Annotated in this window: 17 protein-coding genes and 1 tRNA gene; 9 read left to right on the plus strand and 9 right to left on the minus strand. The window is 44.8% G+C overall.

What is annotated here, in order from left to right:
- Nucleotides 1-251 precede the first annotated feature (251 nt).
- From MC7420_RS15310 to MC7420_RS15320, 4 genes are all read left to right on the plus strand, one after another.
- Nucleotides 252-324: transfer RNA gene (locus MC7420_RS15310), tRNA-Met, on the plus strand.
- Between the two features lie 370 nt (nucleotides 325-694).
- Complete coding sequence (locus tag MC7420_RS15315; protein ID WP_006101356.1) at nucleotides 695-901, plus strand: hypothetical protein; 207 nt, start codon at nucleotides 695-697, stop codon at nucleotides 899-901.
- A 125-nt stretch (nucleotides 902-1,026) separates the two neighbouring features.
- Complete coding sequence (locus tag MC7420_RS39800) at nucleotides 1,027-1,200, plus strand: hypothetical protein (RefSeq protein ID WP_006101589.1); 174 nt, start codon at nucleotides 1,027-1,029, stop codon at nucleotides 1,198-1,200.
- A 308-nt stretch (nucleotides 1,201-1,508) separates the two neighbouring features.
- Complete coding sequence (locus MC7420_RS15320; RefSeq protein WP_006101520.1) at nucleotides 1,509-3,284, plus strand: iron uptake porin; 1,776 nt, start codon at nucleotides 1,509-1,511, stop codon at nucleotides 3,282-3,284.
- A gap of 143 nt (nucleotides 3,285-3,427) precedes the next feature.
- On the opposite strand, the gene MC7420_RS15325 is transcribed toward MC7420_RS15320, so the two are convergent.
- The 3 genes from MC7420_RS15325 to MC7420_RS15335 all read right to left on the minus strand — a co-directional run bounded on the left by MC7420_RS15325 (nucleotide 3,428) and on the right by MC7420_RS15335 (nucleotide 5,416).
- Entirely contained in the window at nucleotides 3,428-4,348 is a 921-nt protein-coding gene (locus MC7420_RS15325) for an SPFH domain-containing protein (RefSeq protein ID WP_006101392.1), read from the minus strand.
- A 153-nt stretch (nucleotides 4,349-4,501) separates the two neighbouring features.
- Nucleotides 4,502-4,777 carry a hypothetical protein gene (locus MC7420_RS15330; protein ID WP_006101456.1) on the minus strand — a complete coding sequence of 92 codons (276 nt, stop codon included), beginning with the start codon at nucleotides 4,775-4,777 and terminating at the stop codon, nucleotides 4,502-4,504.
- Nucleotides 4,778-5,119: 342 nt separating this feature from the next.
- Nucleotides 5,120-5,416, minus strand: coding sequence for a hypothetical protein (locus MC7420_RS15335; RefSeq protein ID WP_006101445.1), 297 nt, complete (start codon nucleotides 5,414-5,416; stop codon nucleotides 5,120-5,122).
- Between the two features lie 285 nt (nucleotides 5,417-5,701).
- Here MC7420_RS15335 and MC7420_RS15340 point away from each other — a divergent pair, with 285 nt between their 5' ends.
- Nucleotides 5,702-6,310 carry a cysteine dioxygenase family protein gene (locus MC7420_RS15340; RefSeq protein ID WP_006101381.1) on the plus strand — a complete coding sequence of 203 codons (609 nt, stop codon included), beginning with the start codon at nucleotides 5,702-5,704 and terminating at the stop codon, nucleotides 6,308-6,310.
- A gap of 126 nt (nucleotides 6,311-6,436) precedes the next feature.
- Here MC7420_RS15340 and MC7420_RS15345 read toward each other — a convergent pair whose 3' ends face one another.
- From MC7420_RS15345 to MC7420_RS15370, 6 genes are all read right to left on the minus strand, one after another.
- Nucleotides 6,437-6,739, minus strand: a complete 303-nt coding sequence (locus MC7420_RS15345; protein ID WP_044207465.1) for a hypothetical protein — start codon at nucleotides 6,737-6,739, stop codon at nucleotides 6,437-6,439.
- A gap of 509 nt (nucleotides 6,740-7,248) precedes the next feature.
- Nucleotides 7,249-7,653 carry a hypothetical protein gene (locus MC7420_RS15350; RefSeq protein WP_006101499.1) on the minus strand — a complete coding sequence of 135 codons (405 nt, stop codon included), beginning with the start codon at nucleotides 7,651-7,653 and terminating at the stop codon, nucleotides 7,249-7,251.
- Between the two features lie 107 nt (nucleotides 7,654-7,760).
- On the minus strand, nucleotides 7,761-8,132 hold the full coding sequence (locus MC7420_RS15355) for a hypothetical protein (protein ID WP_006101408.1): 372 nt from the start codon (nucleotides 8,130-8,132) through the stop codon (nucleotides 7,761-7,763).
- 74 nt (nucleotides 8,133-8,206) lie between these two features.
- The gene (locus MC7420_RS15360; RefSeq protein ID WP_044207467.1) at nucleotides 8,207-8,473 is read right to left on the minus strand and encodes a hypothetical protein; all 267 of its coding nucleotides are present in this window, start codon (nucleotides 8,471-8,473) and stop codon (nucleotides 8,207-8,209) included.
- 308 nt (nucleotides 8,474-8,781) lie between these two features.
- Nucleotides 8,782-8,994, minus strand: a complete 213-nt coding sequence (locus MC7420_RS15365; RefSeq protein ID WP_157453182.1) for a hypothetical protein — start codon at nucleotides 8,992-8,994, stop codon at nucleotides 8,782-8,784.
- A 141-nt stretch (nucleotides 8,995-9,135) separates the two neighbouring features.
- Entirely contained in the window at nucleotides 9,136-10,833 is a 1,698-nt protein-coding gene (locus MC7420_RS15370; RefSeq protein ID WP_006101406.1) for a mechanosensitive ion channel family protein, read from the minus strand.
- A gap of 311 nt (nucleotides 10,834-11,144) precedes the next feature.
- Here MC7420_RS15370 and MC7420_RS15375 point away from each other — a divergent pair, with 311 nt between their 5' ends.
- The 4 genes from MC7420_RS15375 to MC7420_RS15390 all read left to right on the plus strand — a co-directional run bounded on the left by MC7420_RS15375 (nucleotide 11,145) and on the right by MC7420_RS15390 (nucleotide 14,855).
- Nucleotides 11,145-11,987, plus strand: coding sequence for a DUF389 domain-containing protein (locus MC7420_RS15375; protein WP_006101484.1), 843 nt, complete (start codon nucleotides 11,145-11,147; stop codon nucleotides 11,985-11,987).
- Between the two features lie 112 nt (nucleotides 11,988-12,099).
- Nucleotides 12,100-13,377, plus strand: a complete 1,278-nt coding sequence (gene ahcY / locus MC7420_RS15380) for an adenosylhomocysteinase (protein WP_006101399.1) — start codon at nucleotides 12,100-12,102, stop codon at nucleotides 13,375-13,377.
- 141 nt (nucleotides 13,378-13,518) lie between these two features.
- A complete protein-coding gene (locus MC7420_RS15385; protein ID WP_006101477.1) occupies nucleotides 13,519-14,139 on the plus strand; it encodes an exopolysaccharide biosynthesis protein in 621 nt (206 codons plus the stop codon).
- Between the two features lie 56 nt (nucleotides 14,140-14,195).
- Nucleotides 14,196-14,855, plus strand: a complete 660-nt coding sequence (locus tag MC7420_RS15390) for a Uma2 family endonuclease (RefSeq protein WP_006101427.1) — start codon at nucleotides 14,196-14,198, stop codon at nucleotides 14,853-14,855.
- Nucleotides 14,856-15,013: the final 158 nt, after the last annotated feature.

Genomic DNA, 15,013 nt, shown 5'->3' on the forward strand with positions numbered 1-15,013 from the left:
TAAGCTGTTTGGCATTTAAACCATAATGTCAAGAATTGCGAAATCCTTGTAGTGCGTTAAGCGAAGCCATGCCGAAGGCTTTGCATCTTGCTCGCTACCCATTCCCAATTTAAATGCGTGGCAGCTTATACCGTAGGGTGGGCACTGCCCACCACCCTTAAGCCAGTGGCATTCACCTGGAATAGATGTTGGAAAATGTGCTTGTGTTCACGTAAGCTTTATGCTAAATTAAGGAGGCTGTGAAAAAAAACGGCTCAGTAGCTCAGTGGTTAGAGCAGGGGACTCATAAGCCCAAGGTCGTTGGTTCAAATCCGACCTGAGCCATTTGTTAGAAACTTTATAGAGTAAGCTTTTCGGGGGAATAGCCTTAGTTACGGTGGGGCTGTTCTACCGAATTTTGATGAATTTGACTATTGACTTTGACTATGAATCGACTCTGATTAAAGCTTAGGTGTTCATAGCCGTAGTTACAGTATTTTATCGATTTGACTATTGGGTTTGAGTTAAATGACTGAAAGTCCTATCCTAAAAGATTTTCAGCCATCGATTATCTATTACTTAACCGTAACGACTCATCACTACTCGTTAAGAAAAGGACTTGGTTGCCCCTACTTAGTGCTATCCTAGATATTGCCTGTGTCACCCTGAGTCTTTTTAGCTCTCAGGGTGGTTTCTTAGAAAATCAGTTGAGCTTATGAATAAACCAATTACCAATAAAGATGACTTGGAAATACTCATTGATGAGTTAGGGCTAAAGGCTGTGTTAGCGTTAATCGCTGCTATCTGTCAGGAGAAAGCAGAAAGAGCCAAGGTTGTCCAAGGATACTATTCTGATCCGTGCAGACAGTTCATGCAAGCAGGAGCAAGGATAAGAGCGACACTTCAACGCATTGAATGCTGAGAGGTCTGTCTTTTTTTTGTCATTAGGTAGACTCAGTAGCCCCTACTAAGTCCATGCAATCAAGACTCTGAGCAGGATATAGCCTACTCAGGGTATTCTTATAGGGTGTCTAAGTCCTTATTCAAATGCCTATTGACCGCGAGAAAAACAAGCAACTCAAAGTGACGATACCGAATGACCTCCACAGAAAGCTGAAAATTATATCGACAAAAATAGGTATTCCAATGGCTCAGATGCTATTGCAGTCAGCAGTAGAAAAGTATAGAGAGGAGTTGAAGGAACTTGAGCAAGAAGAATAAAGCAATTAGCTCCTAAATTGCTGATAATTTAGCAAAATAACTCCTATAGCTTTATTGGTTATAGGATTTTTAAAACCTCTCAACCTGCACTGATGGAGCTTGATTTGCAGTAAACGGATGTATTTGATTCAATTTTTGCATATAAACAGGACACTTTGCATCAATTAATACAAAAAAAGCAGATAGCGCCGATAAGGTTAACCTGAGATTAACCCAGACAGGATAAAACCTCTGGAACAAAAAATTCCAGGGACGGTTATTCGGTTGGCTAATCTCACAAAAAACTCTATTTGGTGTGAGAGACGAACGTGAATCAAGCTAAAGTTTTTAGGATTGCCTTACTTAATGTTCCGACAATTTTAGGGATAATAATTGGGCTGTCTACCGCCGCGATCGCAGGTGAACCTACCCGAAGGGATAATACCCAACAGCCGAGTTCAATTGCCCAAACGCCCTTGAATCTAGAGATTCCGGTTCCAGATGCAGCGCTGGAGACGGAGGAATTAAACCCATCAGCGACACCGGAAACCCCTGAACCCTCCCTAGATTTGGACGCCATGGAAAATCAGGGAATGGGACAAATAACCAACGTTTCCCAACTGCGAGATGTTTCTCCCGGAGACTGGGCGTATGAAGCCTTGCGATCGCTAGTTGAACGGTATGGCTGTATTGCGGGATATCCGGATGGCACATTTCGCGGTAATCGGGCGATGACGCGCTATGAATTTGCGGCTGGATTAAATGCCTGTTTACAGCAAATTGAGCGTTTAATTGGCAACGTTCCCGATAACATTGAAGAATTGCCCACCCTACGACGTTTAGTCGAAGAATTTGAAGCAGAACTTGCCACCTTAGGAGCGCGGGTTGATAATTTAGAAGGTCGAGTGGCGTTTTTAGAAGACCATCAATTTTCCACAACCACAAAGCTATCAGGGGAAGTTATCTTTGGTTTGGTGGATGCGTTTGGGGATGAAGTTGGCGACGATGTAAATACCGTTGTTCACGATCGCGTGCGCCTCAACTTTTTGACTAGCTTCACCGGGAAGGATATGCTGCAAACTCGTCTCCAGGCGGGTAATGCTGCCCTACTCCTAGCAAGAGATGGTGTAACCTTCGACGATGGATCACAGTTTACTCAAGAAGGGCGCTTTACCTACGATGGTGATAACGGCAATGATGTGATTATCGACATCCTGCGCTATCGCTTTCCCCTGGGAGACAAAGCCACAGTACAAATTGTGGCAAATAATGGCTTACACCACTACTACGTGGATACCGTTAACCCTTTCTTAGAAGGCTTAGCTGGGGGTTCTAATGCCATTTCCCGCTTCGCTGAACGGAATCCCATCTACCGAATTGGACCCTTTGGCGCAGGGGCTGCGATCGCGCTGAAACCCAGTGATAATATTAGAGTAGATTTGGGCTACATTTCCAATACCGCCAGTAATCCTGGAGAGGATAATGGCTTGTTCAACGGGAATTATTCCGGAATTGCCCAAATCGTTTATGGCAGTCGGTTTAAAATTGGATTAACCTACGTCCATGCTTATGACGATGGCAGTTTTAATGATGGAGATGGTGCCAGACGCTTTCTGTTAGGTGGAACAGGTACAGCCTTTGCTAATCTCAATCCCGGACAATTGGCAAATGTAACCAATTTATCAGCCGATACACTCAGCACTCCAGTTGTTAGCAACTCTTACGGAATAGAAGCCTCCCTCAGATTTAGTCCTAGCTTTTTGGTTAATGGCTGGGTTGGTAAAACTGATGCCCGTTTAATTGGATTAGGCGATGCTGATATTTGGAATTTCGCGTTAGGTTTAGTTTTCCCCGATTTAGGGAAAGAGGGAAGCTTTGCCGCCGTTGTTGCGGGTGCAGAACCGACACTAAGAGGATTAGACGTTCCCGGAGGAACCAACGACTTTAATCGAGATTTTGCGTATCACATCGAAGGGTTCTACAAATATCAAGTGAGCGATAATCTCTCGATTACACCGGGTATCATTTGGTTAACCGCTCCCAACCAAAATTCAGATAACAGCGATGCGGTTATTGGTACGGTGAGAACTACCTTCACGTTTTAAACCAAAATTGCTGACAGATACCCGACTTCTTGAAGAAGTCGGGTATCTAATACCAAATCCGCTTAAGTAACTCCCTTTATCACTTGTGGACTTTTTCCCTGGACATCAAACTCTTAGACAAATGACAAAGGAAAAATGACGAATTATTTCTTCGCTGTACTCGCTGACGGTAGCGAATGACCCGCATTCGGATCGAAGGAAGGAAATGGTGCCGTTCCACCTAAATATGTGGGTAGAATTCCATCCCATTTCTTAATCATTTCCTCTTGCAATTCTAACTCTCGCAAACGAATCGTTAAAGGAGAAACGGTTGAAGCTTTAATCCGCGAGGCTTCAGCTTCTCCCCTCGCTTCAGCAATTTTTCGCTTAGATTCGGCTTCTGCGACTTCAAGCTGTGCTTTAGCAGCTACGGCTTGCTGTTCAGCTTGGAAACGAGCGGTTATTTGGGCTTCAATGGACTCGTCAAATCGAGGCTTACTGACAAACCCGACGGAATCAAACGTAACGCCAACAGCACCAAATTTATTGTTCAAGCAAGTTTGGACATCTTTGAGCAATTGTGCCTGCTTGTTTCCCACAATTTCTTCGGGTTTCAAGCCAGTAGCTGACTGGTTAAAGCAATTACGGGTTTCGCTGCGAACTAAAGTGGCTTTAAACTGTTCCGGATCTTTCAGATACTTCCCGTAAAAGTCCTTAATTTTCTGGGTGTTGAAAAAATACGACAGGGAGACATCCGCATTAACCGTTGTACCACCGACACCAAAACTGATGCTTTCATCAACTGGAGAGCCTTCTTCCGTTGAAGCCGTTAAGATATAATACTGAACGTGGTCTGGAAAAACGACGATTTCCTCAGTGTAGCCATTATACCAAACCTTTCCTGTACTAATCGTTGCATTTTGCACCCCACGATTTTCACCATAAAGCTCGACTTTTAGTCCGACATAGCCAGCAGGTATCCGCTTAACACTGCTTCCAGGAACCGCACCACAACCCGATGCAATAATTGCTAAAGTAACCGTTATTCCAGTAAGTTTAAGGAAACGACGAGGTATATTTTTCATGGTCTTTAAGGGGTAAAGAAACGTGTCTGAAGTGCAAATCATATTCAGCATAATTTTGGGGGAGGTTGCAAGACAATATTTTGGTTAAATCATGACATTCTATGTGGCTCTACATATCGTAAAATTGATGAAGAGATAAAAGTGATAATTTCTTCAGTTGACATCCAAAAGTTCAACCAAGGAAACATCACAATCTGGGAAAGCTTCTTTTATCTGCTTGTGTCGAACTTGAGCATGATGCAGTCTTGCGGTGACATGACTGGCAGAAACTCCTGGTACAACAAGTAATCCGACGACGTAATAACTGACGCCTAACCAAACTTTTTGGTCACTGGGAGAACTAACTAGATTCGCGGCATTACCTAAAATCCAAAAACAGAAGATAAGTTCGATAGTTCCTATTGCTATCCACTTTGTTAGGGTTTTCATGACTTTTGAGGGAGATAATCAATTCTGGTATTAGCCTAAATTAACAGCGGTTATGCTGTCCTATTAAACAACCAAAAACAATGTTTAATTTAATTCTTATCTCAATTATCTCTACTCATTCATACACAATGAACAGATGTGTATGAACACTCACAAGTCGGTGTTGCGTCCACAGACGTGTATCGGTATATTCCCCATGCTTCACCTCAAATGTCACTCACAGGATGGATGTTAGGGAATAGGCAACAGGGAATTCTAAAAAGAGTAGGGGTACGACATGTCGTACCCCTACAGATGGTGGTTCAATAGTAAAGCAAGCGTAACGGAAGTCCTAAATGCTAATTAATTCGTCTTACCCGCGCAGGGATTTTCTTTCGCCGCACAAGGATTCGCTTTACCTGCACAAGGATTCTCTTTAGCAGCACAAGGATTCGCTTTACCCGCACAGGGGTTCTCTTTACCCGCACAAGGATTCGCTTTACCCGCACAGGGGTTCTCTTTACCCGCACAGGGATTCGCTTGAGTTTCAGTCCCGCCTTCGGGTCCAGGTTTAGCGGCACAGGGGTTACCACAGCCCGCTGCTAGCCCCAGACCTAGAATAGAGGCAATGGTGAGTGTCGCAATGTAGTTAACTTTCATTCTCTTATGGCTTCTGTGATACAAGAATTGGTACGTCATCGCCCAGAAATCTGCCGGGGCTTAGGCAATACTTAACCCTAATAAACTTAAATTATCCTTAAAAACAGCTTGGGATTCGCTGAGACTGGGGTCAACGATTGCTGGTTGGATGAGGGAGGTTCAGGATAAACCGAGATTTTCTCAGGAAAAACTCAGATTTTCCCTAAATTAATTTGTCAAAATTGGCGGTATGGCGAAACCTGATAAAAAATTGCCCCTGATTATACTCTAGCTATAAAATAAATGATGAAAAGTAGTGATTGGTTAGTAACAGAGAATGGAGACTGTCTAGCCTGTAATCTCCAAGAGAGTGAAACATCTACAGGCTATTATCGACTTTATCGATTTCTCACCGATGTAGAAGATATTCTCGAATCCACCAAAGATGATCGCCAACGCCTAGAAAAAATTCGCCCGTTAGTCCGCCGTTTACTGACGAGTTCCTACTGGTTACAGGGGGAATATCGCGAACCGAATCCCGATACAGGGTGGTCCGTCTTGATGCTGTATGATGAACCAGAGTTCTCCTTAACCGTGCAGACGGTGGTTTGGTTACCCGGACGAGTCTCTCCAATTCACAATCATGCGGCGTGGGGAGTGGTAGCGTTAATTAGTGGTGAAGAAAAAAATACATTTTGGCGACGGACTACGGATTCAGAATTTCCCGATCGCATCGAAAAGGTGGGTGAACAGATTCTGGTTCCTGGCGATATTATCAGCTTTATGCCTAATGCGATTCACCATGTAGAAGTGATGGGAACCGAACCCACGATTACATTTAATCTTTATGGAAAAACGGATTATCAGCAACGATTTGAGTTTGATCCGATTACTCACACCGCTAAAAACTTTTAATCTGGCGTGGCACAGCTAAAATAGTACGAACCTGAATCAGGGCGGGTTTTGTTGTTCATTTATCGGTGAATATCTGAATTGAATGGCTAAACCCACCCCTACAGTGGTTAAACCAAGCCCTAGAATTTAGGCGTTGACTTTATCCAACAGATTAGACGCGATGAATTCCCATTCTTGGCTCAATTCACCGTTAAATTGTGACTGTCCACTGCGTCTGTACCAATAATTGGCGTTGCTTAAGTCACCTTCTTCGCGATGAAGATAAGCATGAACCCATGCACTATCACTATCGCTGGCATTCTGCACGATATCATGCGCTCGGTGCCAATCCCCTCTTTTGTCATACCACAACGCTTGCAATGCTTTGGGTAATTGAGAAGGACATTTTTCCTGTTTCGCCGTTAATTGAGTAAATTCATCCAATATCATAGTTCTCATAAAATTCCACATTTATGCTCATCAGCTTGATCTATTATAAAATTTGTTACTCCATAAGACAAATTACATCGATTCTCCCAAACGATCGCGGATTTACCGATAGCGACTTAATGACTATTGCCACAACTGTAAATCCGCTTACAATTGGCTATTGTTAGACTGAAAAGTCTAAGTAATTGGGGTGAGTGCGTGGTGGGGACAACTTGAATCTTATTTTGGTCAACTTGATGCTCAATGAATTGAATCAGTAGATTATTGAAGTAGCTGGCAAAAATGTAACTATGAACGAACAGAAAAAAGACCCACTGGAGGTCGTGGGTCGTCTAGTCTAGTGCAACGCCTTTATACTACCGACTGTAAAATGGGGGAGTATTGGTCTAGCTCACAGTGTTCTAGTGATTTTAAAGTGACCTGGTGCGATCGCGATATCACAGAACTTGTTTCCTCACTCCCTTGACTGCTGTACTGGCGTTGCGTTGACTGGTGTTGGGATGCACCGACTAAGGAGAGCGATCGCCATAAACCTGTTCAAAGTGAGCATCAATCGGTTCGCAAAAGTTAGTCACGCCTTGGCTGAGAGCCGACATCAGGACTGGTGTTGCTAGAATCGCCGGAAGTAGGGGTGTCCCTGCTAAGTATTCAATCACCTGAGAATAAGAGCCATTGAGCAATTCTTGGCGAAATTCCGGCTTACAAATAACCGCACGGCATTTTTTGGCTAAATCGTCTAACCATCGAGCATTGTCACTTTGGGGTTGTTGTCCGGCTCGAATCGCGAGTGCGATCGCGGCGTCTTCTAGATCCCCCTCACAATCCTCAATCGCATCCAGCGCTTGCATCGCTTCGGGGTTATGGGAAAGCTGAGAACGGAATCGGGCAATTTCTTGAGAGGTCACAATAGTCATAGTTTATTTTGGGCAACTTACCCAGCTTGGAATAGCTATAATCAGATCTTGCACCATTCTCAGTAAGCCCGAAAACCTGTCCGGAGTTCCTCAAGGCAATTGCTCTATTAAACGCCCAGCAACAGATCACCAATATCTGAACCATTAAGCTGGCGGGCGATTGCCAGTCGAGCTTCCAGTTTGGCAACACTGAACTGATTCCGCAAGTATTCCAAGTTAGCTACAGCGTTCGCCTTTTGATTGGTTAGCCGCATTACAGTGTTGAGGGCGTGCTGATATTCCAAATTCACCTCTAGTAGCTCAAATCGACGCGCCTTGCGTTGAGAGTCATTTTTTAACTCAGAATCGAAGGCAATTTGCTTGTCAATACTGGCTTCTAGGCGATGAATATTAAGTTGCACCGCCTGAATTTGCGAATCCAAATCATTAACAGTTTGAGCGGCTTGTGCGATCGCGGCGGGGTACTGACTCATGTTCATCGTAAATCTTCCTGTATGAGAGTATCAATCTGGACAATCCTTGATCCGGTTATCCAAGCTAAACAGTTAACTGACTACGCCACCCATTCCGAAGCTTGGGAGTTGACTGTCTTGGTGGCTCCATCCAGGGAATTCCTCTGAGGCTGAGGATTTGGGGCTTTCTCTAAAAGGTTGACTTCAATATTCACCTCGACTAAATATGATCCTGATTCGTCCCCCACGGCTTGGGCGATTAAACTGGCAAAATCCGGGCGTTCTGCGGTGATTGGGTGGCGTAGGATGCGTTGTTCCCACTCGTACTCGGCGTTGGGGTTGATGCTGAGGATGTAATGCTTAATCATGGCGACAATCTTGAATGGTTTAGGGGTCAGGCGTTCACGGCGTAAAATCTTTGATAGTTCTATTATAGTACATTTGTACTGTAATGGCGAGGGGTTTTGGGGATTGGAGGTGTAGGGGCGGGTTTCACTGATAAGCTGTTATGCATTTAAATTGGGAATGGGTAGCGAGCAAGATGCTCGCACTACAAGAAGAAACACAACGAAACTAGGAAACAGGAGCTACTAAACCAAGCACAAAACCTACGAGATCGCGATTGAGACCTGCCTTTTTGCCTTAGCTCCACGAATGAAACAAACCTTTCAAACTATTAACTCACCAGAGCAATCCAATAGTCAGAGACAAAACCCTCCTGTCCTGTTTCCCATTTCACGTAAGGGTTGCCGCTTGAAAAACCAAAATCAACTATTATGCCAGTTGTGCCTTCTTCAACGGGTCTTTCAAGAGGCCTGTCACGATAGCCAAACTCTTTAAAGATTTTTATCTTAGCTATCACTTTTTTATTTAAGTGAGTTTTGTCCATAACAGGCGGCATAGATTGTGTCTAGCCATATTGGGGGGTGTGTTTTTCCATTGTATAGTAGTAGACACATCGATTAGAACTGTCCGAACATGGGTAGAGAACGTTGCATGCAACGTCTCTACTATTTAGGATTGCTATAGTCTATTCCATCTCAGCATACTCTGCCTGAACGTCCTGGTGACCATGACCATTCGAGTGACCATTGGACAATGATTGCGTCGGTAAGGTGTTATTAAACCAGAGCGCTTGCTGAGGCACTGAAAGCAGGATTCCAGCTTCATCAAATGCCGCTTTTAGACGACGGCGAAACTCTCGCGCTACTTCCCATTGTTTCAACGGCTGGGTTTTAATCCACACCCGAATAATAAAACCGCGATCGCCAAAATTATCTACCCCTAAAATGTCGGGTTCATCCAGGATACGCTCCCGCCACATTTGGGTCATAAGCATCTCGTGTGCCACCTGTCTGACCAAATCCAATGCTTTATCAACATCGGCTTGATAGGTAACGGGAATATTTAAATCTGCCCGTGACCAATTACTCGAAAGATTTGCCACAATTCTAACTTCACTGTTGGGAACCGTAATTAATCGTCCCTCAGCATCCCGCAACTGAGTAATCCGTAGGTTAATCATTTCCACAAACCCGCCAACATCTCCTACGGTAATCACGTCACCAACGGCATACTGATCTTCTAAGAGAATGAAGAAGCCATTAATGGCATCTTTAATCAAGTTTTGTGATGCCAAAGACAAGCCTAAACCGATGATCCCAGCGCCAGCTAACAGGGGACCAATGTCAATCCCAATTGCCGCTAGCGCCACTAAAAGTCCGATCGCACTAAAACTCAAGGTGATAATATTTTTGGTTACCCCAGACACCGTTGACACACGCAACTGCGATCGCTGGGCGCTTTCTGGCGTCAGTAAATGATTTCTGACAATGGCAGATGAGAAGCGATCGGTTAAGGCATAAGATAGCCGGATGATCACGTAGGTTCCCAAGCCGACAATACCCACACGCACGGGAATTCGGAAACTGGCAAGGATTAATATCTGTAGGGGTCGTGTGTAAGGAAATAGACTTAAAATAAGTAGACTTCCCCCCACCCAGATAACCCCTTGCGTCAGTTGCAGCAAGCGATGTAAAACTTCTTTGACATTTCGCTGTTGATTTTGGGTAAGTTGAGTGGATATTGGTTCGGCGTTCGATCCAGAAGGCTCTAACAGTTGTTTGGAACGTTTTAAGCGGCGTTCCCAACGATAAATGAGTAAGCTGGCAACAATCATGGCTACGCCAGTACCAACGGCAACTCCTACTCGATCCGTCAAAACAGCAGGTTGCCGTTCCTGTTTTGCCTGGGGTAGTTGTTGTTCGAGCTGTTCGATAATTTCGTCGGCTCTAGTCTCTATCGGCACTCCTGTGAGATCAGCATCTTGATTGGTAACGCTCATCAAACGAACTTCTTTGAACCGATTGTCTTGCTCATCTAGCAGAGAGACGTAAATTTCAGGTAAACTGCTTGGTTGGTCTAATTCTTTGCGAAACTCTAATTCAGCGCTCTCATTTTTGAAGTAAGTCTGGCTGATATCCTGTAACCGTTGTTCAATTTCTTGAATGCGTTGGGGTAACTCTGATTTAGGTGCGGCAATCTCAAATAAACAGCGACCATCAAGTCGAACACAACCCGAATCAGCGGTATCCTCTGATTGCTGCTTGAGAGGATTCGGAGTCGGTAGGTTGACATCGGGTAAACCGGGTATCTGAGCCTGAACTGGAGAGATAACCCAGCCCGCTAACGCAATTGATCCGGCAATTGTCCAAGCTGAAATTCGCATTTTCCTCATCCTGATTGTCTACTTGTTATTTTTCTTAACAATTCAGTATTCAGTATATAGACTAAAAAAAATTTTAACAGTAGCCAATTTGGAGTAAAACCTTGCAAAACGGGCAAAATGACTTTGTTTAAGCCGGATACCCAGTCCTGATCAAAAAAAGTTATGGCATTTGAGCAAGTCAAAAGTAAAGATTAACAATCGCAACTTTTGAGTTATCCTCTATCTGAGGAGATAGTTTTAGGGAAATCTCTCAATCCGCAGAAAATCCATCAAATCTCTATTTCATTGAATTGATGTGACGATATATACTCATGCTCAATCGGCTTTTACCGGAAGCCGTCACTGAAGATGTATTTAAACAACTCCATCAAGAGTTGTCAATCGATGCCAGTTGGACGATTAATTATGTTGTCCTCACGATTAGTTCTTGTCTGATTGCCACGTTTGGTCTGATTAGCAACAGTACTGCTGTCATCATTGGTGCGATGATCATTGCTCCGTTGATGCTACCCTTCCGGGGATTAGCGTTTGGGGCGTTGGAAGGAGACTTGATTTTATTTCGTAAAGCTTTAGGAGCGATCGCGGGTGCGGCAATCATAGCATTAGTTCTCTCGTGGCTGACGGGACGGATTGCTGGGATTCCCGAATATGGTTCAGAAGTGCTGTCTCGCACCCAGCCGAATTTAGTAGACTTGGGGATCGCGGTGGTAGCAGGCGGGATCAGTAGTTTTGCCAAGACTCGCGAGCGTATCAGCGATGCCTTAGCCGGGGTAGCGATCGCGGTTGCCCTAATGCCACCCTTATGTGTGGTTGGACTGTCGCTGTCTCAGGGGATTTGGTCCTTTAGCTTAGGCGCATTTTTACTGTATGTAACCAATCTTCTCGGTATTACCTTAGCCTGTATGCTGGTGTTTATTGTAGCAGGTTACACCAAAGTCAATCACGCCTTGAGCTGGACATTTGGCTTCACCGCCCTCCTCTTCCTGCCGTTGGGTGTCAGTTTTTGGGAATTAGCCAGACAAGCTCGACTGCAAGCCACGATTAATAATACCCTGGTACGGCGTGTAGAGGCGGGTTTAGGGACAATTGTAGGGGCGGGTTTAGGGACTAAATTCAGATATTCACAGATAACGGAAAAACAAAACCCGCCCTGATGAGATGGGAGGCATTTATAGCGCTCAAGCGCAACTACGAATATTGGGTTATGGCAAATAGGCTAAGTTAGTTAAGATGACAATGCAAATTTAGATAACATAAACCAAATCCATGACAGCAACATCTACTGCGCTCAAACACGAAGTCAAAGACCTATCCCTAGCCCCCGGAGGCAAACAGCGGATCGAATGGGCTGGACGGGAAATGCCCGTTTTGCGGCAAATACAGGAGCGTTTTGCTCAAAATAAACCTCTGGCAGGAATTCGCCTAGTTGCTTGCTGCCACGTTACCACAGAAACCGCCCATTTAGCGATCGCGCTGAAAAATGCGGGGGCTGATGGGTTGCTAATTGCTAGTAATCCCCTGTCTACTCAGGATGATGTCGCGGCTAGCTTAGTCGCTGATTACGGGATTCCTGTCTTTGCTATCAAAGGGGAAGATAACGCCACCTACAACCGCCACGTTCAAATCGCCCTGGATCACAAACCCAATTTGATCATCGATGACGGGAGTGATGTCACAGCCACTCTGGTTAAGGAACGGCAACACCAGATTGGTGATATTATCGGCACCACCGAGGAAACCACCACCGGAATTGTCCGCTTGCAGGCAATGTTCAATCAGGGAGTTCTCACCTTCCCCGCGATGAACGTCAACGATGCTGATACCAAGCACTTCTTTGATAACCGCTACGGTACAGGACAATCCACCCTCGATGGTATTATCCGCGCCACCAACATTCTGCTGGCTGGGAAAACCATCGTCATTGCAGGTTATGGTTGGTGTGGCAAAGGTGCGGCAATGCGGGCGCGAGGTATGGGCGCGAATGTCATTGTTACTGAAATTGACCCGATTAAAGGGATTGAAGCCGTCATGGATGGCTTCCGGGTAATGCCCATGATTGAAGCCGCTTCCCATGGTGATGTGTTTATTACCGTTACCGGAAACAAGCACGTCATTCGCCCAGAACATTTTGAAGTGATGAAAGATGGCGCAATGGTGTGTAACTCCGGTCACTTCGATATTGAAATTGACCTGAAATCCTTGGCAGAGTTATCCACGGAATATCGGCAAGTTCGCAACTTTACCCAACAGTATTTCCTGAAAAACGGCAAATCTATTATCGTATTGGGTGAAGGACGTTTGATTAACCTAGCCGCCGCCGAAGGACACCCCAGTGCGGTGATGGATATGAGCTTTGCTAACCAAGCTTTGGCGTGTGAATATCTGGTGCAGAATAAAGGCAAACTAGAACCCGGTCTACATTCGATTCCGACTGAGATTGATAAAGAAATTGGACGGTTGAAATTGCAGGCAATGGGTATCTCACTGGATACCTTAACCACTGAGCAAGTTGAGTATATGAACTCGTGGACATCAGGAACCTAGTTCGGAATTGTTCGGGTGTGGTATCATGCCTGACTTGATCCTCAAAACGAGATCCCCGACTTCTTGAAGAAGCCGGGGATCTCCAGAAATCAGGGATATAATTCAGCAAATTCTCAATTTTTATCGAAAGGTTTCAGGAAAATGGCTCGACTTTCGGTTGAACTACAACGTTATTTTTTTGAAGAAGATCGACAGCCTCAGGTGAGACTAGCAGATATTCTGTCTTTCGCGGGGGAGCGAATTTTTGGGTTTTTGTTTGTAATCCTGTCGCTTCCCTCAGCGTTACCCGTTCCAGCACCGGGTTATTCGATCCCCTTTGGCATTGTCATGCTGATTTTAGCCTTTCAGCTAATCATTGGTGCTAAACGTCCCTGGTTACCCCAGAAAGTGATGAATGGCAGGATGAAACTAGAAACGGTGCAGGGAGTGGTTAAAGGGGGGATTCCTTGGTTAAAGAAGATTGAAGCGATCGCGCGTCCACGTCTACCCTATCTCTGTACCAGTCTAACGGGTCGTGTAGTAATTGGGGTGGCAATTGCACTCATGTCCATCTCGATGATGATTCCCATTCCCGGAACCAATACCTTGCCCGCGATCGGTATTTTTGTCACAGGTTTTGGCTTAATTGAAGATGATGGGGCAATTAGCTTAGGTGGATTAGTGATTTGTTTACTGGGTGGAATTCTTTCAATTTCTATTTTACTAGCCGTTTGGTTTGGCGGTGTCAGTTTGGTGGATTGGCTCAAAGATGTTCTGCGTTAAACAATGTTAGCTAAAATAAAGAAAAATGCAATTTGCTGTCCTCCCTTTAACGCGCCATGTCCCCAATTCAAGAACTCGCTCCTTTCCCAGATATCTCACAAGATATTATCTTTCCCCCAAGTGACCTCTATAGTGATGAACCCCCCTGGGAAACTGAACTGCATCTGCGACAAATTATCTTACTCCTCAAAAGCTTAGAATGGCTATGGCGAGATAGAAATGATTTCTACGTCGCTGGCAACCTTACCATCTATTACAGTCCCCGTCAACGCAAATCAGAAGACTTCCGGGGACCCGACTTTTTTGTCGTGCTAGACACTGAACGGAAAACTCGCAAAAGTTGGGTCGTCTGGAACGAAGATGGCAAATATCCAAATGTGATTATTGAAATACTTTCTCCTAAAACGGCTGATACAGACAAAGGATTTAAGAAAAAACTTTACCAAGATACCTTTCGTACCCCCGATTACTTTTGGTTCGATCCAAATACATTAGAATTTGTCGGATTTCATTTAGTTGATGGAGACTATCAACCCCTCGAACCGAATGCTCAAGGACAATTGTGGAGTCAGCAGCTTGGTTTATTTCTAGGAATTCATCAGAATCAGTTGCGTTTTTTCACTCCAGAAGGGAAACTCGTCCCGACACCTGAAGAAGTTGCCGAACGCTACGCCGCCAAACTGCGAGAATTAAATATTGATCCCGAAACCCTTTAAGTAGGGTTTGCTGTTGGGAGTTGTGAGGTGAGCAGGAGATGGGGAGATGGGGAAATGGGGAGACGCAGAAAGTGTATAAGCTGTTCGGCATTTAAACCTTAATATCAATAATGGCGTAATCCTTGTAGTGCGTTTAGCGAAGCCATGCCGCAGGCTTT

Origin of the sequence: Coleofasciculus chthonoplastes PCC 7420 (assembly GCF_000155555.1) — a bacterium.
Lineage (GTDB): Bacteria > Cyanobacteriota > Cyanobacteriia > Cyanobacteriales > Coleofasciculaceae > Coleofasciculus > Coleofasciculus chthonoplastes_A.

Excerpts from the sequence above, each read along its gene's own strand:
- MC7420_RS15325 (WP_006101392.1), bottom strand. The coding sequence starts at position 4,348 with ATGAAAAATATACCTCGTCGTTTCCTTAAACTTACTGGAATAACGGTT.
- ahcY (WP_006101399.1), top strand. The coding sequence starts at position 12,100 with ATGACAGCAACATCTACTGCGCTCAAACACGAAGTCAAAGACCTATCC.
- MC7420_RS15375 (WP_006101484.1), top strand. The coding sequence starts at position 11,145 with ATGCTCAATCGGCTTTTACCGGAAGCCGTCACTGAAGATGTATTTAAA.
- MC7420_RS15370 (WP_006101406.1), bottom strand. The coding sequence starts at position 10,833 with ATGCGAATTTCAGCTTGGACAATTGCCGGATCAATTGCGTTAGCGGGC.
- MC7420_RS15340 (WP_006101381.1), top strand. The coding sequence starts at position 5,702 with ATGAAAAGTAGTGATTGGTTAGTAACAGAGAATGGAGACTGTCTAGCC.
- MC7420_RS15390 (WP_006101427.1), top strand. The coding sequence starts at position 14,196 with ATGTCCCCAATTCAAGAACTCGCTCCTTTCCCAGATATCTCACAAGAT.
- MC7420_RS15365 (WP_157453182.1), bottom strand. The coding sequence starts at position 8,994 with ATGGACAAAACTCACTTAAATAAAAAAGTGATAGCTAAGATAAAAATC.
- MC7420_RS15345 (WP_044207465.1), bottom strand. The coding sequence starts at position 6,739 with ATGATATTGGATGAATTTACTCAATTAACGGCGAAACAGGAAAAATGT.
- MC7420_RS15315 (WP_006101356.1), top strand. The coding sequence starts at position 695 with ATGAATAAACCAATTACCAATAAAGATGACTTGGAAATACTCATTGAT.
- MC7420_RS15330 (WP_006101456.1), bottom strand. The coding sequence starts at position 4,777 with ATGAAAACCCTAACAAAGTGGATAGCAATAGGAACTATCGAACTTATC.
- MC7420_RS15355 (WP_006101408.1), bottom strand. The coding sequence starts at position 8,132 with ATGAACATGAGTCAGTACCCCGCCGCGATCGCACAAGCCGCTCAAACT.
- MC7420_RS15360 (WP_044207467.1), bottom strand. The coding sequence starts at position 8,473 with ATGATTAAGCATTACATCCTCAGCATCAACCCCAACGCCGAGTACGAG.
- MC7420_RS15350 (WP_006101499.1), bottom strand. The coding sequence starts at position 7,653 with ATGACTATTGTGACCTCTCAAGAAATTGCCCGATTCCGTTCTCAGCTT.
- MC7420_RS15335 (WP_006101445.1), bottom strand. The coding sequence starts at position 5,416 with ATGAAAGTTAACTACATTGCGACACTCACCATTGCCTCTATTCTAGGT.
- MC7420_RS15385 (WP_006101477.1), top strand. The coding sequence starts at position 13,519 with ATGGCTCGACTTTCGGTTGAACTACAACGTTATTTTTTTGAAGAAGAT.
- MC7420_RS39800 (WP_006101589.1), top strand. The coding sequence starts at position 1,027 with ATGCCTATTGACCGCGAGAAAAACAAGCAACTCAAAGTGACGATACCG.